Origin of the sequence: Aliisedimentitalea sp. MJ-SS2 (genome assembly GCF_032586155.1) — a bacterium.
Taxonomy (GTDB): Bacteria; Pseudomonadota; Alphaproteobacteria; order Rhodobacterales; family Rhodobacteraceae; genus JAWHTC01.
The window spans coordinates 212,501-234,942 of record NZ_JAWHTC010000005.1; the positions used below are offsets into that span (position 1 = coordinate 212,501).

17 protein-coding genes, 1 tRNA gene and 2 rRNA genes (1 of these 20 cut by a window edge) are annotated in these 22,442 nt (G+C 59.3%); 14 read left to right on the top strand and 6 right to left on the bottom strand.

Annotated features, from left to right (window positions below):
• From RXV86_RS18670 to RXV86_RS18680, 3 genes are all read left to right on the top strand, one after another.
• Positions 1 to 1,307 (top strand): 23S ribosomal RNA (locus RXV86_RS18670) (it extends 2,117 nt beyond the left edge of the window).
• Between the two features lie 87 nt (positions 1,308 to 1,394).
• Positions 1,395 to 1,509: ribosomal RNA gene (rrf, locus tag RXV86_RS18675) — 5S ribosomal RNA — on the top strand.
• A 399-nt stretch (positions 1,510 to 1,908) separates the two neighbouring features.
• Positions 1,909 to 1,985, top strand: a tRNA-Met gene (locus RXV86_RS18680).
• A 160-nt stretch (positions 1,986 to 2,145) separates the two neighbouring features.
• Here the strand turns inward: RXV86_RS18680 and RXV86_RS18685 are convergent.
• A complete protein-coding gene (locus RXV86_RS18685; protein ID WP_316301896.1) occupies positions 2,146 to 2,772 on the bottom strand; it encodes an HAD family hydrolase in 627 nt (208 codons plus the stop codon).
• Positions 2,769 to 3,533, bottom strand: coding sequence for a 3-deoxy-manno-octulosonate cytidylyltransferase (kdsB, locus tag RXV86_RS18690; protein WP_316301897.1), 765 nt, complete (start codon positions 3,531 to 3,533; stop codon positions 2,769 to 2,771). The genes RXV86_RS18685 and kdsB overlap by 4 nt, the downstream gene beginning before the upstream one ends.
• 178 nt (positions 3,534 to 3,711) lie before the next feature.
• Here kdsB and RXV86_RS18695 point away from each other — a divergent pair, with 178 nt between their 5' ends.
• The 4 genes from RXV86_RS18695 (at position 3,712) to RXV86_RS18710 (ending at position 10,248) form a co-directional block, all read left to right on the top strand.
• Complete coding sequence (locus RXV86_RS18695; protein WP_316301899.1) at positions 3,712 to 5,052, top strand: glycosyltransferase N-terminal domain-containing protein; 1,341 nt, start codon at positions 3,712 to 3,714, stop codon at positions 5,050 to 5,052.
• Positions 5,053 to 5,206: 154 nt separating this feature from the next.
• The gene (locus RXV86_RS18700; protein ID WP_316301902.1) at positions 5,207 to 7,159 is read left to right on the top strand and encodes an acyltransferase family protein; all 1,953 of its coding nucleotides are present in this window, start codon (positions 5,207 to 5,209) and stop codon (positions 7,157 to 7,159) included.
• Positions 7,160 to 7,338: 179 nt separating this feature from the next.
• The gene (locus tag RXV86_RS18705) at positions 7,339 to 9,237 is read left to right on the top strand and encodes an acyltransferase family protein (RefSeq protein WP_316301904.1); all 1,899 of its coding nucleotides are present in this window, start codon (positions 7,339 to 7,341) and stop codon (positions 9,235 to 9,237) included.
• Positions 9,238 to 9,378: 141 nt separating this feature from the next.
• On the top strand, positions 9,379 to 10,248 hold the full coding sequence (locus tag RXV86_RS18710; RefSeq protein WP_316301905.1) for an FkbM family methyltransferase: 870 nt from the start codon (positions 9,379 to 9,381) through the stop codon (positions 10,246 to 10,248).
• A gap of 46 nt (positions 10,249 to 10,294) precedes the next feature.
• Here RXV86_RS18710 and RXV86_RS18715 read toward each other — a convergent pair whose 3' ends face one another.
• Both RXV86_RS18715 and RXV86_RS18720 read right to left on the bottom strand, forming a co-directional pair.
• Positions 10,295 to 12,301, bottom strand: coding sequence for an acyltransferase family protein (locus tag RXV86_RS18715; protein WP_316301907.1), 2,007 nt, complete (start codon positions 12,299 to 12,301; stop codon positions 10,295 to 10,297).
• Positions 12,302 to 12,407: 106 nt separating this feature from the next.
• On the bottom strand, positions 12,408 to 13,364 hold the full coding sequence (locus RXV86_RS18720) for a LysR family transcriptional regulator (protein ID WP_316301908.1): 957 nt from the start codon (positions 13,362 to 13,364) through the stop codon (positions 12,408 to 12,410).
• A 170-nt stretch (positions 13,365 to 13,534) separates the two neighbouring features.
• Here RXV86_RS18720 and RXV86_RS18725 point away from each other — a divergent pair, with 170 nt between their 5' ends.
• The 6 genes from RXV86_RS18725 (at position 13,535) to RXV86_RS18750 (ending at position 19,557) form a co-directional block, all read left to right on the top strand.
• Positions 13,535 to 14,953, top strand: coding sequence for a form I ribulose bisphosphate carboxylase large subunit (locus RXV86_RS18725; RefSeq protein ID WP_316301910.1), 1,419 nt, complete (start codon positions 13,535 to 13,537; stop codon positions 14,951 to 14,953).
• 72 nt (positions 14,954 to 15,025) lie between these two features.
• The gene (locus RXV86_RS18730) at positions 15,026 to 15,382 is read left to right on the top strand and encodes a ribulose bisphosphate carboxylase small subunit (protein ID WP_316301912.1); all 357 of its coding nucleotides are present in this window, start codon (positions 15,026 to 15,028) and stop codon (positions 15,380 to 15,382) included.
• Positions 15,383 to 15,491: 109 nt separating this feature from the next.
• Positions 15,492 to 16,301 carry a CbbQ/NirQ/NorQ/GpvN family protein gene (locus tag RXV86_RS18735; protein ID WP_316301914.1) on the top strand — a complete coding sequence of 270 codons (810 nt, stop codon included), beginning with the start codon at positions 15,492 to 15,494 and terminating at the stop codon, positions 16,299 to 16,301.
• Positions 16,302 to 16,368: 67 nt separating this feature from the next.
• Complete coding sequence (locus RXV86_RS18740; protein ID WP_316301916.1) at positions 16,369 to 18,711, top strand: VWA domain-containing protein; 2,343 nt, start codon at positions 16,369 to 16,371, stop codon at positions 18,709 to 18,711.
• A gap of 3 nt (positions 18,712 to 18,714) precedes the next feature.
• Complete coding sequence (locus RXV86_RS18745; RefSeq protein ID WP_316301917.1) at positions 18,715 to 19,026, top strand: hypothetical protein; 312 nt, start codon at positions 18,715 to 18,717, stop codon at positions 19,024 to 19,026.
• A 159-nt stretch (positions 19,027 to 19,185) separates the two neighbouring features.
• Positions 19,186 to 19,557 (top strand): hypothetical protein, encoded by a 372-nt coding sequence (locus tag RXV86_RS18750; protein WP_316301919.1) that lies wholly within the window; start codon positions 19,186 to 19,188, stop codon positions 19,555 to 19,557.
• A 79-nt stretch (positions 19,558 to 19,636) separates the two neighbouring features.
• Here RXV86_RS18750 and RXV86_RS18755 read toward each other — a convergent pair whose 3' ends face one another.
• On the bottom strand, positions 19,637 to 20,260 hold the full coding sequence (locus tag RXV86_RS18755) for a sugar transferase (RefSeq protein WP_316301920.1): 624 nt from the start codon (positions 20,258 to 20,260) through the stop codon (positions 19,637 to 19,639).
• A complete protein-coding gene (locus RXV86_RS18760; RefSeq protein WP_316301921.1) occupies positions 20,257 to 21,120 on the bottom strand; it encodes an NAD-dependent epimerase/dehydratase family protein in 864 nt (287 codons plus the stop codon). The genes RXV86_RS18755 and RXV86_RS18760 overlap by 4 nt, the downstream gene beginning before the upstream one ends.
• Positions 21,121 to 21,223: 103 nt before the next feature.
• Between RXV86_RS18760 and RXV86_RS18765 the strand changes: the two genes are divergently transcribed.
• The gene (locus RXV86_RS18765; protein ID WP_316301923.1) at positions 21,224 to 22,339 is read left to right on the top strand and encodes a polysaccharide biosynthesis/export family protein; all 1,116 of its coding nucleotides are present in this window, start codon (positions 21,224 to 21,226) and stop codon (positions 22,337 to 22,339) included.
• The last annotated feature ends 103 nt before the right edge of the window (positions 22,340 to 22,442 follow it).

Consider the following 22,442-nt stretch of genomic DNA (forward strand, 5'->3'; position numbering starts at 1 on the left):
TGGAAGGGCTGCTGAGCGGTTCCTGGAAATAGCCCCACTATCAGACCGTACCCTAAACCGACACAGGTGGATAGGTAGAGTATACCAAGGCGCTTGAGAGAACTATGTTGAAGGAACTCGGCAAAATACCTCCGTAAGTTCGCGAGAAGGAGGCCCGGTTCCTAGGCAACTAGGGGCTGGGGGCACAAACCAGGGGGTGGCGACTGTTTACTAAAAACACAGGGCTCTGCGAAGTCGCAAGACGACGTATAGGGTCTGACGCCTGCCCGGTGCCTGAAGGTTAAAAGGAGGGGTGAGAGCTCTGAATTGAAGCCCAGGTAAACGGCGGCCGTAACTATAACGGTCCTAAGGTAGCGAAATTCCTTGTCGGGTAAGTTCCGACCTGCACGAATGGCGTAACGACTTCCCCGCTGTCTCCAACATAGACTCAGCGAAATTGAATTGCCTGTCAAGATGCAGGCTTCCCGCGGTTAGACGGAAAGACCCCGTGCACCTTTACTACAGCTTCACATTGGCATTAGGCCGAGCATGTGCAGGATAGGTGGTGGGCTTTGAAGCAGTAACGCTAGTTATTGTGGAGCCACCCTTGAGATACCACCCTTGCTCTGCTTGATGTCTAACCGCGGTCCGTTATCCGGATCCGGGACCCTGTGTGGCGGGTAGTTTGACTGGGGCGGTCGCCTCCTAAAGCGTAACGGAGGCGCGCGAAGGTTGGCTCAGAGCGGTCGGAAATCGCTCGTTGAGTGCAATGGCAGAAGCCAGCCTGACTGCGAGACTGACAAGTCGAGCAGAGTCGAAAGACGGCCATAGTGATCCGGTGGTCCCGAGTGGAAGGGCCATCGCTCAACGGATAAAAGGTACGCCGGGGATAACAGGCTGATACTGCCCAAGAGTCCATATCGACGGCAGTGTTTGGCACCTCGATGTCGGCTCATCTCATCCTGGGGCTGGAGCAGGTCCCAAGGGTACGGCTGTTCGCCGTTTAAAGAGGTACGTGAGCTGGGTTTAGAACGTCGTGAGACAGTTCGGTCCCTATCTGCCGTGGGTGTAGGATACTTGAGAGGAGTTGCCCCTAGTACGAGAGGACCGGGGTGAACGATCCACTGGTGTACCAGTTGTTCCGCCAGGAGCAGTGCTGGGTAGCTATGATCGGACAGGATAACCGCTGAAGGCATCTAAGCGGGAAGCCCCCCTCAAAACAAGGTATCCCTGAGGACCGAGGTAGACCACCTCGTCAATAGGCCAGAGATGTAAGCGCAGCAATGCGTTCAGTTGACTGGTACTAATCGTCCGATAGGCTTGATTTGATCCAGTAAAAGCTAGGTTTAGCTCTTACGGACAAAAGCATACACTTAAACAGCGTACGCGACTTGGATTTCAGAGGTATTTTTTGGTTTGGTGATCATAGCGCAAGTGAAACACCCGGTCCCATCCCGAACCCGGCAGTTAAGCACTGTAGCGCCGATGGTACTGCGTCTTAAGGCGTGGGAGAGTAGGTCATTGCCAAACCTAATAATGCCTCTGATTGATGTCTCTCTAACGATGACATGATCAAAAAGACGCGCTTTCGAGCGCGTTTTTTTTGTGTTTGCAGTTCACTTTGTCAGAAATCTAACCGCGACGGGCGGGTGCAAGCGGGAAAATGAGCCCGAACCCCGTTGCAGGGAGCTACTTTAACTTGGATATCGGGAATTCATTCTCCCTGGAATTGTTTATCTGGGACTCTCGCGAGCTGATTATTCCCCATTCAACCTGGTTTGCCGCGTGATTGACGTCCCTTGGTTGCCGTCTGTTCTGTCCGTTTCAGTGATTGTCGAACACAAGCAAAAATCTCTGTCGAATAATCGAAGTTTTCTCTAAGCGGCCCTTGCGGCTCCCGACGGGTTGGAGTAACACGTGCAGACTTGGCGCGGGGTGGAGCAGCCCGGTAGCTCGTCAGGCTCATAACCTGAAGGTCGTAGGTTCAAATCCTACCCCCGCAACCAAGTTAATCCCAAAAATTCAATGTTTTAGGCCATTCGTGCAGACTGGCGCAAAACCTGTGTGCCCGACAGGGCAAAAACCCGAACGGGAATCAAACCGAAAACCCGCGCAGACAGAAAGAGGAGGTCTTCAGGCTGCCTTACCGGCGCCCAGGGCTACGGATTACAAGTAACGGCTGATCTGTTTCAACTCATCCACAGTTTCAACGGGATTGAGCATGTTGCCGGGCAGACGGTTTTCGCCATGGTCTGCGAACATGACAAACTGCATGCCGGCGTTCAACGCGAATTGAAAGTCAAAGATCGCATCTCCAACATAGAGCACCTGCTCCGGATCCACAGAGAACTCTTCACACAACAGTATCCCGGCCATCGGATCGGGCTTGCCCTTGGTCAGGTCGTCGCCACAGATCAGCTTGTCGACAGCGAACCCGAACTTTTCCAGGATCATCTCCGAGTTTTTGCGCGGTTTCGAGGTGATGATCGATGTGCCAAGCCCTTGAGCCCGACATTGATCAATCAGTTCATTGGCGCCGTCTATCACCGGGATCTGATCATACAGGCGCCGGGTCCCGGCGAAATAGAGTTCATTAAGCTCGATCAACGAGTTCGAAAGCCCGAGCATCTGTAGGATTTTTGGGAAGGGGAGGCCGACGTAGCGGCGGTATTCTTCGAAGCCACAATTGATGTTGAGCTCGTCTGTTGCGGCCTCCCACGCAATTTTCATGGTCGCGAAGGAATTGATTAGCGTGCCGTCGAGATCGAAGGAGACATGTTTGATCGGTTTCATGGCAACACCTTTCGCTCGATCGTGTCCTTGAAGAGAGCGTCGCGCTCCATGATCCGGCAAGCCAGTTCATAGTCTTCCGGCGTGTCGACGGACAGGGATGTGCCCTCTTGCAGGAATGTGCCAACGGGTTCGCCCAATTCGATCAGGCGCATCAATTCGATTCGCTCGGCCTCTTCCAGCGGGGTGGGCGCGTTGGCGGCGAATGTTCTGAGCGCGGAAAGGCGGAAGCCGATGATCGACAGGTGTTTTTTCAGTGGCTGCTGAATCTGGCCAAAGTAGCACGGCACGTCGGCGCGCGAGAAATAAATGATCCGGTCCCGGTAACTGACGACCTTGACCCGGTTGAGATTGCCCATCTGTTCCATGAACTGGTGCGGGACGACGCAGCCGAAGGAATGGGCGCGGGTAAAGGCGGCCACCTGTTCGATATACTGCGGCAGCACGAAAGGTTCGTCGCCCTGAACATCTACGATGACGTCTTCGTCGGTCAGGCCCAGGGTCTCGGCGGCTTCGGCGATGCGTTCGGTGCCGTTCTGGTGGCTGGAGCGGGTCATGCAAACATCAATGCCGTAGGAGTCACAGACCATCAGGATTTCGATCGAGTCGGTGCAAACCACGACCTGATCGACTTTTGATGACAGCATGGCGCGCGCGGCCACGTGGACGATCATCGGCAGACCGCAAATCTTTTTGAGCGGTTTGTTGGGCAGGCGGGAGCTTTCCAGACGGGCGGGAATCAGGGCAATGGTTTTTCCTGCCATAGGGATGAGTTTCCTTTTACGTGCGACCGATTGTTACGAAGAACCGGTGTGCACATAATTCCGCAAAAACATGTGAATGCATAGATGCGTTTACCGTAATTCTTTCGGGCGCGATTGCAAACCACTCGGAATTGGCGGAAAACTTGGCATAGTCCAAAGACGACCTGTGGTCAGGAGCATGGCTGGTCAGCGCAAAGAAAACATCAACCGGGTGGTGAAAGCTCGCTGGAAGGCAATGCGGTTTCGCGAACGGTTGCTTTTGCGGGTCTATTTTCTGCTGACCTGGGCCCTGCCGGAGTGGTTGATCGTTTCCCTGGTCAAGCGGCGGGCCAAAACCCACCCAAGCGAAGAAAGCGCCGAGCGAGCCCGCGAACGTATCGCCGGGGTGCTGCCCGCCCGCCCAGACGGCCGGGTCGTGTGGCTGCAATCCATCGGACCCGGGGATTCGGCCGCCAACTTGGCGCTGATGGAGAAACTTCACGAGTTGGATCCCGATCTCGTGTTCCTGGTGACCACACGGACAGTTGCGGCGCAGGGGATCTTTCGCAAATTCGCCGAGCGCGCGCAGGTGTTATTGTTGTTGACGCCGCATGATGGTCGCCGCGCAGTGGTACGTTTCGTCAAGCATTGGCGCCCGTCCCTTGCGGTTTTCGGCGAAAGCGAATTGTGGCCCAACACGATCGATATCCTGCGCCGCCGCAACGTGCCGATGACGCTGGTCAATGGTCAGTTCAACGGGCGGCTGGGCCGCTCGATCGGCAAGCTTCCCGCGCTGGGACGCTGGGTGATGGCGCATCTTGACCTGTTGCATGTGTTTTCGGCTGGTGGCGAAGCCGAAGCGAAGAAATGGACGCGCGAGGATTGCGACGTGATCTATGCGCCGAACCTCAAACTGGACGCGGACCAGCTGCAGGTGAAACCGGATGTTTTGAAAGACATCCGCGCGGTCTGGGGCGACAGCCCGGTGTTCTTTGGCGCGTCGGTGGCAGAAAACGAGATCGAGACGTTGATCCGCGCCCATGACATTGCGGCGGCGAAAATCCCCGGCTTGAAGCTTCTGCTTGCCCCGCGTTGGAAAGAAGAAGCCGCTGCAATTCATGCGGTTGCAAAAGGGCTTGGGCACGATCTACCACGCCGATCACATGAGGGGATGCCCGGAGCAACCGATACCATCTTTTTGGCCGACAGTTATGGCGAGTTCGGGGTCTGGTTGGAAATCTGTTTTGCGGCGTTCATGGGGCACACGCTGTTTGGCGGGGTCGGGCACAACCCATATGAGCCGATTCTGCATCAGCGGCAGATCGTGTCCGGTGCGATCCCCGCCTTTTTGGCGACGGATTACCAGTATCTTGCGGATATCGGTCTGTGCCACGTGGCCGACACCCCTGAGAAGATTGCGGTAGAAGTCGACAAGTTGTGGCGCGGCAGGGAACTGCCGACGACCGGGTTCGAAGAATTTGTTAAAATGCGCGGGTTCAGTACGGATATCGCGCGGCGCATCCTGGTTCTGGCGCGTTAAAAGCAAAGCCTGCGTGATGCGGGTTTCCTTTGTCCGTCGCTACAATTGTCGCAGGTCTTCCATCGAGGTTCGGGTTGTCGCGACGGGTTCGAGGCGATAGCTTTGGAGAACGGCCTTTGGGGGGTTGTGACATAGATTTTTTTGTTGATTCACCATGAAGTATCGCTCGGAAATCGATGGGCTTCGCGCGGTCGCGATTTTGCCCGTCATTGCGTTCCACGCCCACTTTCCTTTTCTCACCGGCGGTTATGTCGGGGTCGACGTGTTTTTCGTGATCAGCGGGTATCTTATCACGTTGATCCTGCTGGGCGAGATTGCCGAAGGTCGGCAATCGATCATCGCGTTTTACGAACGGCGGGCACGGCGCATTCTGCCAACGCTGTTTGTCGTGCTGGCGGCGGTTTGGATGGTCGCCTATTTCTGGATGCTGCCGACATATTTCAAGGACTTCTCCCGCTCGCTTGGGGCCACGTCGATTTTCATCGCGAACATCCATTTTCTTGAATGGACCGATTACTTCGCAACTGACGCTGAACTGACCCCGTTGCTGCACATGTGGTCGCTGTCGTTCGAAGAACAGTACTACCTGCTATTTCCCTTGCTGCTGATCGCGATGCGCCGGCAACGCTGGGAGGTTCAGGTTGGCATCCTCACCTTGTGCTTGCTTGCGTCTCTGGCGGTGAGTGAATGGGGCTGGCGCAACAAACCCGACGAGAACTTCTTTTTCTCGTTTTCGCGCTTCTGGGAACTCCTGGTCGGATCACTATGCGCCTTTATATTGCATCGGCGCGGTGCCCCGCTTGGCAACGGTATCCTGGCCGCGATCGGTTTGGGACTGATACTCGGCTCGGTGCTGGGGTTTGACGCGCAAACACCTTTCCCTTCAGTGTACACGCTGGTTCCGGTTGCCGGGACAGCACTTATCATTCTGTTCGGCATCGAGGGCACGAAAACCGCTGCGTTTCTTTCGCTCCGTCCGTTGGTCGGGATCGGGCTGATCAGTTACAGCGCGTATCTTTGGCACCAGCCTTTGTTGGCCTTTGCCCGGCTACGTCTGTTCGGCGAGATGGGGGCCGCAACGACGGCTGGCCTTTCGCTGCTCACGCTTGTTCTGGCCTATGCGACCTGGCGCTGGGTTGAGACGCCGTTTCGAAGGCGTTCCGGACCAAGGGCGATTTCGCGGAGCGGGGTCTTCCTGTTCAGCGGTATTGGCATTTTGGGTTTTCTTGGCATCGGGCTTTGGGGCATGGCAGACGGGCTTCCGGAGCGCCGTGCGCCGGTCGGAGTTTCTTTTGCCGCGCTTGGAGTTGATGAAAAAATCAGACCCAACAGGGGGTTTGGCCGGGTTTGCGACGGGACGTTCACGTTGGCAGACGACTGCAGGACGTCAGACGCGCCGGAAATCGTGGTTTGGGGTGACAGCTACGCGATGCATCTGGTCGATGCGCTGCGCTCCAGCCGGCCAAATGTTAAGCTGATCCAGCATACCTTGTCGCAATGTGCGCCGGTGCTGGGCATCACCAAGACTGCGCCGCGCTATTCCGCAGAGCATGTGGAAAGGTGCCGTAAATTCAAACAAGAAGTAATCGCGTATATTGCCCGGACTCCGTCGATCCGCATCGTGGTGTTGGCGTCACCGCTGCACATGTTGCGTGATGGCGCGCGCCGGTATGACGGCGCACATGGTGGGGGTTCAACCGAGGAAACCGTGTTCTCGGCGTTGACGGCCACGATCCGGGATCTGGAATCTTTGGGCAAGCAGGTGGCGTTCGTATCACCGCCGCCCACTACCGGCAAGAATCTCGGGCTGTGCCTGGCGAGTGCGGTATCATTCGGTGCCCCCCTGGCGCGTTGCGATTTCGATCTGGAAGACGTGGAGCCGCACTATCGCGCAACACGGTCTTTTCTGAACCGATTGAGAGACGATTATGCGGTGATCATGCTGGAAGAGCTGTTCTGCACGGAAGGACGATGCCGTGCGTCGAAGGACGGCGTTTTGCTCTATCGCGACAAGGGCCACCTGTCGCACGAAGGATCGGCCTATGTCGGACGGGCTTTCGACCTGATCGGACGGATCGAACAGGCTCTGTCAGAACTGCCGCGCTAGGGACTTGCCGTTACGCGGTCGTGACAAAGGTTGTGGTTGACGTCACACATGGCATCACGGCTAAACAAAAGGTAGGTGATCCGCATGGGTTCGCCCGACGTTGCCGGGCGGTCGTTGAATGCGAATGAACCGGCGGCATTGAGTTGCCAAGTTCTGTTGAGGAAGATCAGGCGTCACGAATGGTGTACAGACATGAGATTGACGGTTTGCGCGCGATTGCCGTGCTGGCCGTGATCATTGCCCATACCGGACTCGGCGTGCTGCCTGGTGGTTACGCTGGAGTTGATGTCTTCTTTGTCATCTCCGGGTTCCTGATCACCGGGATCATCCTGCGCGATCTGGAACGCGACCGGTTCAGTTTCAAGGCATTCTACCTACGCCGCGCCCGGCGGATTTTGCCAGCATTGTTCCTGGTTCTGACCGTCACGACGCCGTTTGCCTGGGCGCTTCTGTCGCCGTCGGAAATCAAGGACTTCTCGGGCAGCCTGTTCTTCTCGATCTTCTTCCTGTCGAACGCCTTTTTCCTGGATCTGACGGATTATTTTGCGCCGTCGTCACACTTTCTGCCATTGCTGCACACCTGGAGTCTGGCCATCGAAGAGCAGTTCTATTTGCTCTTTCCACTGATTGCCTACCTGTCGTTTCGGTGGTTTGGCCGGCGCGGCCTCTGGCTGATGACAGTACTGCTGATTGCAGCGTCATTCGCGGTCAGCGAGTGGGGCTGGCGCAACGAGCCGCGGGCAAACTACTTTTTCTCGCCCTCGAGGTTCTGGGAAATCCTGCTCGGTTCACTCTCTGCTCTTCTCGTCAGGCGCGGGGTTCCGGCAGTGGATGCCTTGGCCGGGGCGGGATTAATCGCCGTCATTGCAAGCTTTTTTCTCTACACCGAGGTCACGCCGTTTCCGTCGGTTTACACCCTGTTGCCCACTGGCGGCACCGCGCTGGTTCTAATTTATGCCAGGGCAGATGGGCGCGTTGCCCAGGTGTTGCAGTTTGCGCCTCTTCGCGGCGTCGGCCTGATCAGTTTCAGTGCCTATCTTTGGCATCAGCCGGTATTCGTCTTTTTCCGCGTGCTTGGGTTTGATCCGAAAAACGGGTGGATCGCCTTGCCGGCGGTTGCACTGGTTCTTGCCCTGTCATGGGCAAGCTGGTGGTTTGTCGAACAGCCGTTCCGCCGCCGTGACGCGTCTGCCTTTGTCGCGATTTTCAAACGCAAGACCGGGTTCTTTGCGTCTCTGGCGGCGCTGGTTGCCGTTGCGATGCTTGGCTTTTTCTCGTCACTTCCGCTGGCGCCGTATAGTGACATCGACCGCCGTCTTCTTGCCGTTACCCGAAGTGATGCGAACGCCTATCAGCGCGACATCGGGCCACCCTATCTGCGCCGGAGATTTGATGAGGCCGGGACAGCGCCAAAGGTTGTCGTGATTGGTGACAGCTACGCCCGCGACTTTCTGAATGTCCTAAACGAGGCAAATGTGCTGGCGCGTCTGGACATGTCACACTGGTACATCCCCTATGATTGCGCCCCGTTTTTTCTGTCACCCGCTGACGACGCCGAATTGCAGGATATCTTGCAGTCCGGCCATTGCCCGCGGGCCGACCGGTACCAAAGCGCCGAAATGTTGGAGGCGATCTCTGGCGCCGACGTCCTGCTGCTGTCGTCCCGCTGGGAAGCGTGGCACGTGCCTTATGTCGGAAAAACCGTCGAAAGCCTGCGCCAAAAGACGCAGGCCCCGATCTACCTGGTCGGCCAGAAGAACTTCGGGGAAGTCCCGATGCGGGATTTCCTGCGATTGTCGGTGCCAGAGCGGTCCGCTTTTCGCGCCCAAAGCGACAACCACTACCTGACGATCAACAGCGCCCTGGGCGAGATCGGCGAGGTTCAGTTCATCGACCCAATCGGATTACTGTGCGATGCGGGCGGCATGTGCCCGCAGATCGACCAGGACGGCTATCTTCTGTCCCAGGATAGCGAGCACCTGACCCCCGCCGGGGCCGTCCTGTTGGGCCGCGCGCTGGATCGCGCCTTTGCCTCGGTCGGAGGGCTGTCCGGCATGTTCGGTCTCAACCGCGACTGATTAGAGCATGCGAGCGGTATTGCGGCAGGGCCAAAAGATTGAATACATGGTGCAGGCTGGTCACGGGACCCGGAGTGTCATTGTGTGCCCCGGAAAACGTCGGCCGAGAAGGACAACGTTCTCCCGAAAGGAGGCAGACAATTGGGTGAAGTACAAAGATTCCTCGCCAAGGAAACCCTGAAAAGCGTGCATAAGGAAATGCGCGGGCATCGCCCACCGCTTGCCCTGTTCAACTATGATCTGATCGGCCGCCACATGGTCTGTGACGGGTTTTACGAACTGGCCTTGCTGGAATGCCTTGAAAACCACGTCTTTCCCAGGCTGACGAGTCGCAAACTCTGCCTCGATATCGGCGCGAATGTCGGTAACCACAGTGCGTTTTTTGCTCCGTTCTTCGACCGGACAATCGCGTTCGAACCAAACCTGCGCGCCCTCAAGCTGCTGGAAGCCAATGCGATGCTGTTCGACAACATCGAACCCCGGAATTATGGCCTGTCCTCGGCCGAGGGCACGGCAATTGCGAGCTACAATTCCGCAAGCGTCGGAGCAGCCTCGATCAGCATCGACCGCGAAGGCGAGTTTACCACCGAGTTCCACCTCAAGCGGCTGGATGATGTCTTGTCGGAGGATGAGAAATCACAGGTCGCCTTCATGAAGATCGACGTGGAAGGCCACGAATTGGACGTTCTGGAAGGCGCGCGCGAAACGCTGAACGCCAGCAGCCCGGTTGTCGTGCTCGAAGTTCTCCCGCAGGAGATCAAGGATGGCACCACCGAACCGATGAAGCTGTTGCAGGACGAGGGTTATGCGCATTGCTACACGATGGTGGATTCCGCACCGATGGCCCGCAGGTCCGAGCGGCTGGCAAAGCTGCTGAACACGCTGAGCGTTCTGTTTCGCGGCCGCAAGATCCTGGAGAAGTTCGAGCTGCAGAAACTGGAGGGCGGGTTGGAGCAGAAGCAATACGCGATGATTGTGCTGTCACGCGAGGAGCTTCCGGTGTCCTCCTAGGCTTGGGGATCGACCTATCGGCAAATCGGTTACACAGGATTGCGACTTAGTCCACGACCGCGGAAACGATCGCGGGCAGGATTTCGGCCACGCCTTCCAAGGTCGGATGATTGCCGTCCGAATAGAGTAAGACGCCGTCGCGAATGAGCGCGCAGCTTTGATCATCACATAGCGCATCGTAGGGGTCGATTAGGTGGATCCGGCCAGATGGCAGGCCGCTTTGTTCAATTGCGTCTGCGAATACCGCACGGGCCTGGGTGGCCAGAATTTCGGCATATGCGCGGTCAAAGCCAGCCCCGTCGGGCACCGCTGTGCCACGCCAGAGCGACTTTGCGAAATGGCGCGGGATCGAGATATCGGGGCGCGGCAGGGCCATCACGAGTGTGATGTTGCGTTGATCGCCCAGCGCCTTCAGCGTGTTGGCCAGTGCGTCGGTGAACGCAGCAAGCCGGGCGTCGCGTGTGGCCGGTTCGGGCTGTCCGAGGGGAACGGAATAGAAGTCGTCTTCGCGGTCCTGGCCCAGCATGTCGGGGCCGCTGGTGGCGAAGATGAAGCTGTTCCAGGTGGCGAACATCACTACATCGGTGATCTCGGGATGGGCATTAAGGTAGTTCAGCACCATGTCGTTGAACGCGGGACATTGCGCGGCACGGGTCTGACCGGTGTTGATCAGCCCTGCCGCCGGTTGGCAGCTGGAAAGCGTCAACTGGCGCAGGCCAAGGCCGTGTTCGCCAAGCGCGTTGCCCAGGGGTTCGGAAATCCGCGCGGCGTGGCTGTCGCCCCAGATCACGACCGAGGGTGGGGCGCCGACGCCGAAGGTGCAACTGGTGTCAAGGTCCAGCGCCGGCACCTCTTCGCGGGTGTAGATGCAGCGGCGATAGCTGGGGGCGATGCTCTGGTCATAGGCGATGACCGCGGCCACCTGCGCCGGAATACGGTCCGGATAGCCGCGGGAGATATGTCCGCCAAGGGCGACGGCGATGATGGCCGTCATGACCCCGGCCAGGACCAGCTTGCGCGGGCGGGCAAGCTGCGCGCCGCGGCGAAACGGCTGTTCGACAAAGCGCCAGCTGAGTGCGGCAATCCCGATCAGGGCCGCAAGGACCAGCAGAATGCCGGCGAGGGTGTCCGGCCAATGACCGCCCTGGGCCAGCAGGCTGAACACCGGCTGGTGCCACAGGTACAGCGAATAGCTGATCAACCCGATGAACCGCATTGGCGGTATCGCAAGCAGCCGCGACACCGGCAGCCCGTCGCGCCCGGCCAGCAGGATCAGCGCGGTTCCAACCACGGTCGGAAGAGTCCAGACCCCGGGCCAGGGTGTGTGATGCGGCATAAGGATCAACCCGGCGAGGATCAGCACCAGACCGAGCAGGCTGAGCGGGGTTCGAAGTGGACGCGGCACGTTCCACCCGCGAAAGGCCAGCCATGCCACCAGAACCCCGCCGAACAGCTCCCACGCCCGTGTGTGCAGCAGATAGAACGCCTCCATCCGGTATTCGCCGCTGGTGAAGATGGCGATGCCCAGGCTGAGCGAGATGAGGGCGACAAGAAACGGTCCAGTGATCCCGCGCCGCCAGCGCCACAGCATCACGAGCAGCAACGGCACGATCAGATAGAACTGCTCTTCAACGCCCAGGCTCCAGGTGTGGACAAGCGGATCATGCGCCGCTTCGGGGCGGAAGTAGTCGATGGTCTGCAGGAACCACACGTTCGACAGCGACAGAAGCGCCGTGAACGCCGCGCCGCCCATGTAGCGGTAATCATAGGGCAGCATGACGAACCAGCCGGCGATCAGTGTCACCAGCAGAACGGCGACAAGCGCGGGATAGATGCGCCGGAACCGGCGGGCATAGAACCGCTTGAACGTGAACTTACCAGCGGCAAGATCCTCGAAGATGTGACCGCCGATCAGGTAGCCGGAAATGACGAAGAACACATCGACCCCGGCAAAGCCGCCACCAAGGAAGGTGAACCCGGCATGGTCGATGACCACGCCCAGAATAGCGATGGCACGCAGCCCGTCGATATCCCTGCGATAGGAGCGCGCCATGACAACCCTGCTTTCTGCCCGTTCGATTGCCCCTCAAGCGGGGTCGCGCAAGTCTAGGGAGCGAGACCTGCGTTGCAAGGTTTAAATACGCGTGTTTCGGGCGGGCCTAGGTGGGCTGACGGTCGTCTGCTGCTGGTGTTTCGTCCGGGATGGTCAGCAGATGCGCCACCTCCTCCTCGCCCTCTTCCAGCAGGTAGTTGAGGAAGACGGTTGCAGCCTTGGACAGCCGCTTGCCTTGCCGGTGGACCGCGTACCAGCGGCGGCGCAGCGGGAAGCCTTGGACGTCAAGCACCACCAGGGTGCCGCGGTCAAGTTCGAGCCTGAGGGCGTGAAGCGACAGGAAGGCAATCCCAAGCCCGCCGATCACCCCCTGCTTGATCGCCTCGGCGTCGTCCAGCAGGAAGTGATAGCGATGTTCGATGCCGTGTTCGGAGAACAGCCGTTCCACCGCGCCCCGTGTGCCCGATCCGCTTTCACGGCCAATCGCGGGCACCTCGGCCAGTTCGGCGAGCGTGATGCCGGTCTTTCCGGCCAGCGGGTGGTCCGGGCGGGCCACGGGGACGATGACGTTTTCCAGAAAGGGTTCGCGCAGCACCGCGAACTCTTCCGGTGCCAGCCCCATGACGTAGAAGTCATCGGCGTTGCGGCTGAGCCGGTCGAGAAGCTCGGCCCGGTTGGTGATCTGCAACCGCGGTTCGACCTTGGGATAGCGGCGCACGAAACTGCCCAGAAGATGTGGCAGGAAGTATTTGGCCGAGCTGACCACGGTGACGTTCAGCGGTCCGGCTACCTCGCCCTTGAGATCGTCAATGGCGGTTTCCATCTCGCCCAGGCGTTCGAGCACATCGAGGCATGCAGCATAAACCTCTTCTCCGGCACCGGTCAGGTGCAGTGTCTTGCCCACCTGTTCGGTCAGGGGAAGGCCGATTTTCTCTTCCAGAGACTTGACCTGCATCGAAACCGACGGCTGCGTCAAATTGACCTCGTGGGCGGCGCGGGTGAAGCTTTTGTGCCGAGCAACCGCGGCAAACAGGCGCATTTGCTGCAATGTTGGCGGTATCATCCGCGACACCCCGTCACACATAAAGGAATATCTATCATGATCATAAAAACAATTTAGTGTTCTATATCGTCGAGGTCAATTACCCCAAATGGTGGAGGAGCGCCCAACCCGGTCGAAAAGGCCCCGGGTCGGGACTTTGCGAAACCGTATCTGTGAGGAGCAATACGAAAATGGCCAAGACATATAGCGCTGGGGTGAAGGAATACCGGGAAACCTATTGGATGCCCGATTATACCCCGAAAGACACTGATTTCCTTGCTTGCTTCAAGGTTATCCCCCAAGAAGGCGTGCCACGCGAAGAAGCTGCAGCCGCCGTCGCCGCCGAAAGCTCGACCGGCACCTGGACGACCGTTTGGACCGACCTGCTGACCGATCTGGACTACTACAAGGGTCGCGCCTACGCGATCGAAGACGTTCCGGGCAGCGACGACAGCTTCTATGCCTTCATCGCTTACCCGATCGACCTGTTCGAAGAAGGTTCGGTGGTGAACATCCTGACCTCGCTCGTTGGTAACGTGTTCGGCTTCAAGGCTGTTCGGGCCCTGCGTCTGGAAGACATCCGCGTGCCGCACGCCTATGTGATGACCTGTGGCGGCCCGCCCAACGGCATCCAGGTCGAACGCGACATCCTGAACAAGTACGGTCGCCCGCTGTTGGGTTGTACCATCAAGCCCAAGCTGGGCCTGTCGGCCAAGAACTATGGCCGGGCTTGCTATGAAGGTCTGCGCGGTGGTCTCGACTTCACCAAGGATGACGAGAACGTAAACTCGCAGCCCTTTATGCGCTGGCGTCAACGTTTCGACTTTGTCATGGAAGCCATCAACAAGGCTGAGGCAGAAACAGGTGAGCGCAAGGGCCACTATCTGAACGTGACGGCGCCGACCCCGGAAGAGATGTACAAGCGGGCCGAATACGCCAAGGAAATCGGCGCGCCGATCATCATGCACGATTACCTGACCGGCGGCTTCACCGCCAACACGGGCCTGGCCAACTGGTGTCGTGACAATGGCATGCTGCTGCACATTCACCGTGCAATGCACGCCGTTCTGGACCGCAACCCGAACCACGGTATCCACTTCCGTGTACTGACCAAGATGCTGCGCCTGTCGGGTGGTGACCACCTGCACTCGGGCACCGTTGTCGGCAAACTGGAAGGCGACCGCGAGGCAACGCTGGGCTGGATCGACCTGATGCGCGACAGCTACATCAAGGAAGATCGCACCCGTGGGATCATGTTCGACCAGGACTGGGGCGCGATGCCGGGCGTCATGCCTGTAGCTTCCGGTGGCATCCACGTCTGGCACATGCCGGCGCTGGTAAACATCTTTGGCGACGATTCGTGTCTGCAGTTCGGTGGTGGCACATTGGGCCACCCTTGGGGCAACGCGGCCGGTGCCGCGGCCAACCGTGTGGCGGTCGAGGCCTGTGTCGAAGCCCGCAACCAAGGCCGCGAGCTGGAGAAGGAAGGCAAGGACATCCTTGTCAACGCCGCCAAGCATTCGCCGGAACTCAGCATGGCGATGGAAACCTGGAAAGAGATCAAGTTCGAGTTCGACACCGTCGACAAGCTCGACGTGCAGCACCGCTGATTTCTCTGAAAACCCCGTGGCCCCGGGCACGATCCGGGGCCGGATCAGACATCAAATGCAAGGAGCACCGTCATGAGCGACGTGCAAGACTACAAATCGAGCTTGAGCGACACTTCGAGCCGCAAATTCGAAACCTTCTCGTATCTGCCCGAGATGAACGACAAGCAGATCCGCGAACAGGTGCAATACATCGTCTCGAAAGGCTGGAACCCTGCCATCGAGCACAGCGAACCGGAGAACGCCACGTCGAATTTCTGGTACATGTGGAAACTGCCGATGTTCGGGGAAACCGATGTTGACCGGATCCTGAACGAGGCGGAAGCCTGCCACAAGGCGCACCCGAAGAACCACGTGAAGCTGATTGGGTTCGACAACTACGCCCAGTCGAAAGGCACCGAGATGATCGTGTATCGCGGCAAGGCCGTGTGAGCCAGGTTTCGGGCCGCTTCGCGTGGCCCGACCGACGCGGGGGGCGCTGCCCCCCGCATCCCCCGGAGTATTTCCGGAAAGATGAAAAACAGATCCGAGGTGATCAGCGATGACCAAGCATGATGCCAACCAGTTCCGCATCAAGGACGAACCCTTCTACAAGGTTACGGGCAACGAAGAGGCGCTTTATGAAGCGGCCTATGCGCGCCGGATGCCTGTCATGCTCAAAGGCCCGACCGGCTGTGGCAAATCCCGGTTCGTCGAATACATGGCCTGGAAACTCGGCCGTCCGCTCATCACCGTCGCCTGTAACGAGGACATGACCGCCAGTGATCTGGTTGGCCGCTTCCTTCTGGATAAGGACGGTACCAAGTGGCAGGATGGACCGCTGACCACCGCCGCGCGGATCGGCGCGATCTGTTACCTCGACGAGATCGTCGAGGCGCGCCAGGACACCACCGTGGTGATCCACCCGATCACCGACCACCGCCGCCAGCTTCCCCTGGACAAGAAAGGGGAAATCGTTGACGCGCATCCCGATTTCCAGCTCGTGATCTCCTACAATCCCGGCTACCAGTCATTGATGAAGGACCTCAAACAGTCGACCAAGCAGCGCTTTGGCGCACTGGATTTCGACTATCCCGAGGCCGAGATGGAATCCGAGATCGTTGCCCGCGAAACCGGTGTGGATGCCGAAACCGCGATGAAGCTGGTCCAGGTGGCACAGCGCACCCGGAACCTTAAGGGTCACGGTCTTGATGAAGGGATTTCGACCCGCCTGATGGTCTATGCTGGCCAGATGATTGCCGAGGGGGTTGACCCGCTGGCTGCCTGCCAGATGACCCTGGTCACGCCGCTGACCGACGATCCGGACATGCGCCAGACCCTGCAGGCAGCCGTCGAGACGTTCTTCGTCTGAAGGAGGAAGTGCGCCCACGCGGGCGCGAAGGGCGCTGCCCTGCGGCGGCGCATGCGGAGAGACCGGGATGAGCGTCAATATCGAGGACTATCGCGACTGTTTCGCCAAGGCGCCGGAAGAGGTGTTCGACACGCTCGAGGCCACTTTCCACGATGCTGCCCGGGTGATGTCGCCTGCGGGTCTGTCCGATTACATGGAAGGGGCCAAGGGGCTGTGCAACCTGGGCCGTGGCTACGACGTGGTTCTGAGCTTCCTGGAAAACATGCCGCCCGTGGTGAAGGAATGCGGCGAGGACGTGATCCGCGACTGTGTTGGTGCCGCGATGAAACTGTCGTCGATGACCAGTGGCGAAGTCATCGCCCTTCTTTTCAGCTCGCTGCCGACTGCCTCGCGACGGTTGGGTGATCCGGAACTTCTACGCGGCTATCTGGGGTTGATCCACCAACTGTCCGCCAAGGCCGCGCGCGGTTTGCGCCCAATGCTCACGAATATCGACGAGCTTCTGTCGAAACTCACCCTCTCCGGCCTGCGCCGCTGGGCGAATTTCGGAGCCGAGGCCTATCGCCGCGACTTCCAGAACCTTGTGAAGTATTTCGCGCTGGAAAGTGCAGACAGCAAGAAGGTGCTGCAAAAGGAACGCCGTGGCACCCTGTTCATCGACACCCAGCGCAAGTTGAATTTCTATCTTCGTGCCCTCTGGGGGCGGGATTTCTTCCTGCGACCGACGGCGGCAGATTACGAAGGGTTCAAACCCTATCTCGAACATTACGTGCTGCACTTGCCCGATGCGGTGGATCCGATTGGCGGAATTGAAGGGCTGGAGCTCTATCGTGCCATGTGCGCCCACCAGGCCGCGCATATGCAATACACCACCGCTCCGATTTCGGCCGAACAGCTAAGCCCGGCACATATGTTCTTTATCGGCGTGATCGAGGACGCGCGGGTGGAATACTGTGCGGCAAAGGACTTTCCGGGGTTGGGAAAGCTTTGGGGCCGGTTCCTCGCCTTGCGCTATGACCAATCGCTGGAACACGAAACAGTCGAGGCGGTGGAACGCTTTGCCCATCGGCTGAATGATCCGACGGTCGAAACCGGCGACGAGGGACTGGATACGCTGGCCAACCGGTTCCATGCCGAGATCGCTGACCGCGCCACGGACAATCAGTTTTCCTGGGACCTCGGGATGGAGCTGTTTCATGTCTTCGGGTCCCGCCGTGACGTGCCGAGTTTGCGCATTCTCAACTCGATCCGCGTTCCCTATCGCGATGACAACCGCTTTGTCTGGGAATTCGAGGAGTTCGACTGGGACAGCCACGGGGCAGAATACATTCCAGCCAGCCAGCGCCAGGTGCGCAAACATGTCAGCGTTCTGGAAATGGCGCACGAGGTCGATGCGGAACTGGCTGGGGATGATGCCCAGGAAATCTGGGTCTGCTCGGACAATTTCATGCCCTACGAAGATGCGGGCGAAGCGACCGAATCCTTCAACGATATGTGGGGCAAGGAGCCGATTTCGGCACCTTATCACTATCAGGAGTGGGACTATCAGGTTCAGCTGTTCCGTCCGGATTGGGCGACCGTCTATGAGCGCCGCCCCAAGATGGGTGATCCGGACGTGGTGGAAGATATCCTGGCCGAGAACAAGTCGATTGCCTATCGCATCCGGCAGATCATCGACCTTCTGACCCCGGCGGGCGTGACGCGGCAGCGCGGCATGGAAGATGGTGACGAGATCGACCTGAACGCTGCGGTGGATGCCATGGTGGCGATCCGCATGGGCGAGCAACCCAGCCCGCGTATCACGATGCGCAACGTGATCAATTCACGGGACCTGGCCGTGACCGTGCTGCTCGATCTTTCGGAAAGCACCAATGACACGATGGACGGATCCGAGAAAACCGTTCTGGAGCTGACCCGGGAGGCGGCGGCGCTGGTGGGGACGGCCATTAATGGCATTGGCGACCCGTTTGCGATCCACGGCTTTGCCTCGGATGGGCGTCATGATGTGCATTACTGGCGTTTCAAGGATTTCAACCAGCGGTTTGATGACGAAGCCAAGGCGCGGCTCGACGGTATGGAAGGTGGGCTCTCCACCCGGATGGGCGCGGCACTGCGTCATGCCGGGGCGGGTCTGTTGAAACAACCCGAACGGCGAAAGCTGGTCATCCTGGTCACCGACGGTGAACCGGCGGACATCGACGAGCGCGATCCGCAGCACCTGCGCCATGACACGAAAAAGGCGGTGGAAGAGCTTTGGGCCAGGGGCGTCTACACCTATTGCCTGACGCTTGATCCCAATGCGGACAATTACGTGAAGCGGATTTTCGGCGAAAACAACTATACGATCGTTGACCATGTCGACCGTTTGCCCGAAAAGCTTCCTACACTTTTCGCATCCCTCACGAGTTAGGCCATGTCGGACACAAGACGTTATGTAGGTATCCAGAATGACCTCAAAGGGGGCATGACCGATACCGGCAAGATCATACGCGATGCCTGGGTATTTGGGTTTATCCCCGAGACCGAGACCTGCGAAGGCTGGCTGGCTGCGGGGATCGAAGACCTGTGGCGCAAGGTGAATGCCGAGTGGGAAAAACATGGGTTCCTCGTCAGCAACCTGCCGCCGGACCTGCGCGAGCGGTTCGATGAAATCCACAACGCTGCCGTGGCACAGGCCCGCGCCGCCGGGTGGGATGGTGAGGCGGAACTGGCCGACGACACCTGAAGCGGCGCTGCAATCAGTCGGATGTTGAGAGGCCCCGGGACGCGGGCCGTATTGGTGGTTCCAACTCCCTTGAGATAGACGGATTTCAACGCCGACTTGCCTGACTGCGTCAGTTTGGACCATAGTGTCCCCATGTACACCCGGCACAAAGAAATCCCCGTGTACTCTGCATGGCCCTCGAAGGTCGACGCCAGATGTTTCAACGCGGCGCAACGGGCGCTCAAGCGTCGCGGCGCGCTTTTGCGCCTGCCGCTGCCGGATTTGGCCAGGCTTGAACTCATCCTGCAGCCGCATGACTGGATCGTCGTCGATCCCAGTCTGAGCGATATTCCGGTGGTTGCCTGGATGGGGCTCGAGCGGGCGTCGACACGCGGCATTCACGAGGCCGTAGACTGCGAGCTGTGTTATTACCACGGGGCCGCTGGCAAGGTTGCGGCCAAAGTTCCGGAGTTGTTGATCGCCGCGCTTCGTGAACCGGTTGATCCCGTGTTGGGTCAGACGCAAACCGTGATCCAGTTCCCGCGCAACTGATCCGCGGCGGTTACGGTCGAAGCCTCAAGTTCGCGCGTCCGGGCAACGAAAAAATCAACGAATGCAACGCGCCCGGATGTCAGTTGTTACGTCGGCGCAGCGGCAGGCGGCGGAACACCGTGGCCAGCATCAGCACGGCATCGAAACAGACGCTTTGGTTTCGGGCATAGATCATGTCGAGCCTGGCCTTGGCCGGAACACAGCGGTTGCGATAGACCGCTTCGGTCTCTTCCGCGGTGCTGCACGCGGCCAGAAGGCGTTCTTCGGTGCGGTGATAGATCAGCGTGGCCAGTCCGGTGACGCCGGGGCGCGATTGCAGGACGGGGCCATAGAGGTCTGGGAAGTCCTCGACATAACGTCGCAATGGCGGGCGCGGACCGACAAAGCTGATGTCGCCGCGCAGGATGTTCAAGAGTTGGGGCAGTTCATCGAGCCGGGTACGGCGCAGGAACCGGCCATTGGCGGTGATCCGGTCGGTCTTGTCGCCGCCCGAGACGCCACTGTCCCGCGCCACCGTGCGCATGGTGCGGAATTTCCACAGCATGAAGGGCTGCCCCACGGCTTTCATCCGTTCCGAGACGTAGAAGACCGGGCGACCGTCCCGGATCAAGATCAGCAACGCGATGATCACGATGACCGGCGACAACAACAGGATCAGCACCAGAGCCAGGACCAGGTCGAACAGGCGTTTCTGCGGGGTCATTCGGGATCTTTCAACATGGTCCAATAGGTGGCGATCTGTTCCGGCGTTTCATCCTCGAGATGGATGATACGGTCAAGTTCGGTGGTGTCGAGCCAGACCATGGGTGCGGCGCTGTCCGGGGCTGGTTTCCAGGTGACATCCCGACCGCAGGCGCGGGCGATGGCCTCCATCGCGACCGGGTTCGGTGTTGCGACGTTGAGAACGGCAGGAAGCTGATCGAGCGGGCAGGTGACCAGAGCCTCGATCACCCGGGCCAATGAGACCGGAGAGATATAGCTGCGCATCGGCCCGTGACCGGTGGCGAACCGGTCGAGCGTGACCCGGTTGGGGGTCGATGTCATGGCGGCGAACAGGCTGTCGGCACCGCTGACGTTGCCGATCCTGAGAACCGTGTTGGCCGGAGCGCCGGGGCGGTGCCGATTGTGTTCGACAATGGTGTTTTCCATGTCCAGTTTGGCCGCGCCGTAAGGGTTTGGCGCGACGCCTGCGTCGCTTTCCTTCAGCGCTCCGGATGCGGGAGTGTAGACCGCCGCGGTCGAACAATGCAGAACGCGGTCGGCTCCGAGCGTCGTGGCAAGGTCGATGGCGGCGCGTGCCAGTGGGCTGTTTTTCGCCAGATCACGGCCTTCACCGGGCGTCACCCCCCACAACGCCACCACGGCGGAAATTGCCGGTAGCTCCTGCGGCGCCGTGCTACCCGGCCACCAGATCACGCCACCCTGTTCTGGATTTTCCCTGTATTGCCAAAGGGGTGCAATAACCGTCGGCGGGTTGGCCTGCCACCAACGGTGCAGCATTCGGCCGATCTTGCCGCTGGCGCCGAGCACGAGAACGTGTCGTTTGTGCTGCGATTTAGGCATTTTGCAACGGTCCCCCGGTCGATAGGAATTTTTAGTTTACCACCCCCGCATATAGCGTGTTATAGGCAATACAACACGTCATATTGGCTGTCAGGGGGCGGTTGTGCAGGTGGTAACAAAACGTTTTCTGCTTTTGGCAGCCATGGTGTTCCTGGCCGGGTGCACGCTTCCGCGTGGTGCCGGTATGGTCAAGGAAATTCTCAAGGAACAGGACAAGGACGCGCCATCCTTCCAGGTGGTCGAAGTGACGCGCGCCAATGTGGCGGCGCTGCGCAAATGGCCTGCGACCGGGTGGGCCGGCGGATATCGTTGGTTGAGCGGCAGCCGGGGACCGGCGGGAACCCTGATCCGGCCGGGAGATGTGGTCGATCTGGTGATCTGGGACAGCCAGGAAAACTCGCTCCTGACCCCGAACGGCGACAAGGTGGTCGAGATGCGGGGCCTGGTGGTGTCACCGACGGGCGATATTTTCGTGCCCTATGTCCAGGATATGCGGATCAACGGATTGTCGCCCCAGGCCGCTCGGGAAAAGATCCAGGAGGCACTTTTGCCGGTGTCGCCCGACGCGCAGGTGCAGTTGTCGCATCGGTCCGGGCAAAGCAACTCGGCCGATCTTGTCAGCGGGGTGGCCAAACCGGGAGCCTATCCGCTGGAAGGGCGCAACATCACGATCCTGAGCCTGATTGCCCGCGGTGGCGGCATTTCGAACAAGCTGCGCAATCCGCTGGTGCGCTTGATCCGCAGCGGCAAGACCTACGAAGTCCGGGCCGACGACCTGTTTGCCAATGCGTCGAAAAACGTGGTGATCCGCGGCAATGACAAGGTGTTGGTGGAAGAGGATCAACGCTATTTCACCGCGCTGGGCGCCACCGGGCGCGAGGAATTGGTGCACTTCGAAAAGGAACAGCTGACCGCGCTTGAGGTGCTGTCGATCATCGGCGGGTTGTCGGACAGCCGCGCCAATCCCAAGGGGGTGCTGGTGCTGCGCGACTACACGGCCAAGCAGGTACGGCGCGACGGCAAGGGCCCCGAGATGCAACAGGTGGTCTTTACCTTCGATCTGACCACGGCGGACGGGCTTTTTGCCGCGCGCAAGTTCGAGATCAATCCGCGCGATACGGTGCTGGCAACCGAGAGCCCGGTGACCGCGGTCCGCACGATCATGTCGCTGCTCGGCACGGCGATCGGGCTGGGGACGACGATCAACGACAATATCTGATCATTAACTGATGGGGTTTGCCTCAAGGGTCATTCAAACACCCCGCCCTACCTCTTCCTTTTGCCAGAAATATCCCGGGGGGTCTGGGGGGCAGCGCCCCCCC

Coding starts and splice junctions, on each gene's coding strand:
- RXV86_RS18755 (WP_316301920.1), bottom strand. CDS start 20,260: ATGACCCCGCAGAAACGCCTGTTCGACCTGGTCCTGGCTCTGGTGCTG.
- RXV86_RS18730 (WP_316301912.1), top strand. CDS start 15,026: ATGAGCGACGTGCAAGACTACAAATCGAGCTTGAGCGACACTTCGAGC.
- RXV86_RS18715 (WP_316301907.1), bottom strand. CDS start 12,301: ATGGCGCGCTCCTATCGCAGGGATATCGACGGGCTGCGTGCCATCGCT.
- RXV86_RS18685 (WP_316301896.1), bottom strand. CDS start 2,772: ATGAAACCGATCAAACATGTCTCCTTCGATCTCGACGGCACGCTAATC.
- RXV86_RS18695 (WP_316301899.1), top strand. CDS start 3,712: ATGGCTGGTCAGCGCAAAGAAAACATCAACCGGGTGGTGAAAGCTCGC.
- RXV86_RS18725 (WP_316301910.1), top strand. CDS start 13,535: ATGGCCAAGACATATAGCGCTGGGGTGAAGGAATACCGGGAAACCTAT.
- RXV86_RS18735 (WP_316301914.1), top strand. CDS start 15,492: ATGACCAAGCATGATGCCAACCAGTTCCGCATCAAGGACGAACCCTTC.
- RXV86_RS18720 (WP_316301908.1), bottom strand. CDS start 13,364: ATGATACCGCCAACATTGCAGCAAATGCGCCTGTTTGCCGCGGTTGCT.
- RXV86_RS18760 (WP_316301921.1), bottom strand. CDS start 21,120: ATGCCTAAATCGCAGCACAAACGACACGTTCTCGTGCTCGGCGCCAGC.
- RXV86_RS18700 (WP_316301902.1), top strand. CDS start 5,207: ATGAAGTATCGCTCGGAAATCGATGGGCTTCGCGCGGTCGCGATTTTG.
- RXV86_RS18705 (WP_316301904.1), top strand. CDS start 7,339: ATGGTGTACAGACATGAGATTGACGGTTTGCGCGCGATTGCCGTGCTG.
- RXV86_RS18740 (WP_316301916.1), top strand. CDS start 16,369: ATGAGCGTCAATATCGAGGACTATCGCGACTGTTTCGCCAAGGCGCCG.
- RXV86_RS18745 (WP_316301917.1), top strand. CDS start 18,715: ATGTCGGACACAAGACGTTATGTAGGTATCCAGAATGACCTCAAAGGG.
- kdsB (WP_316301897.1), bottom strand. CDS start 3,533: ATGGCAGGAAAAACCATTGCCCTGATTCCCGCCCGTCTGGAAAGCTCC.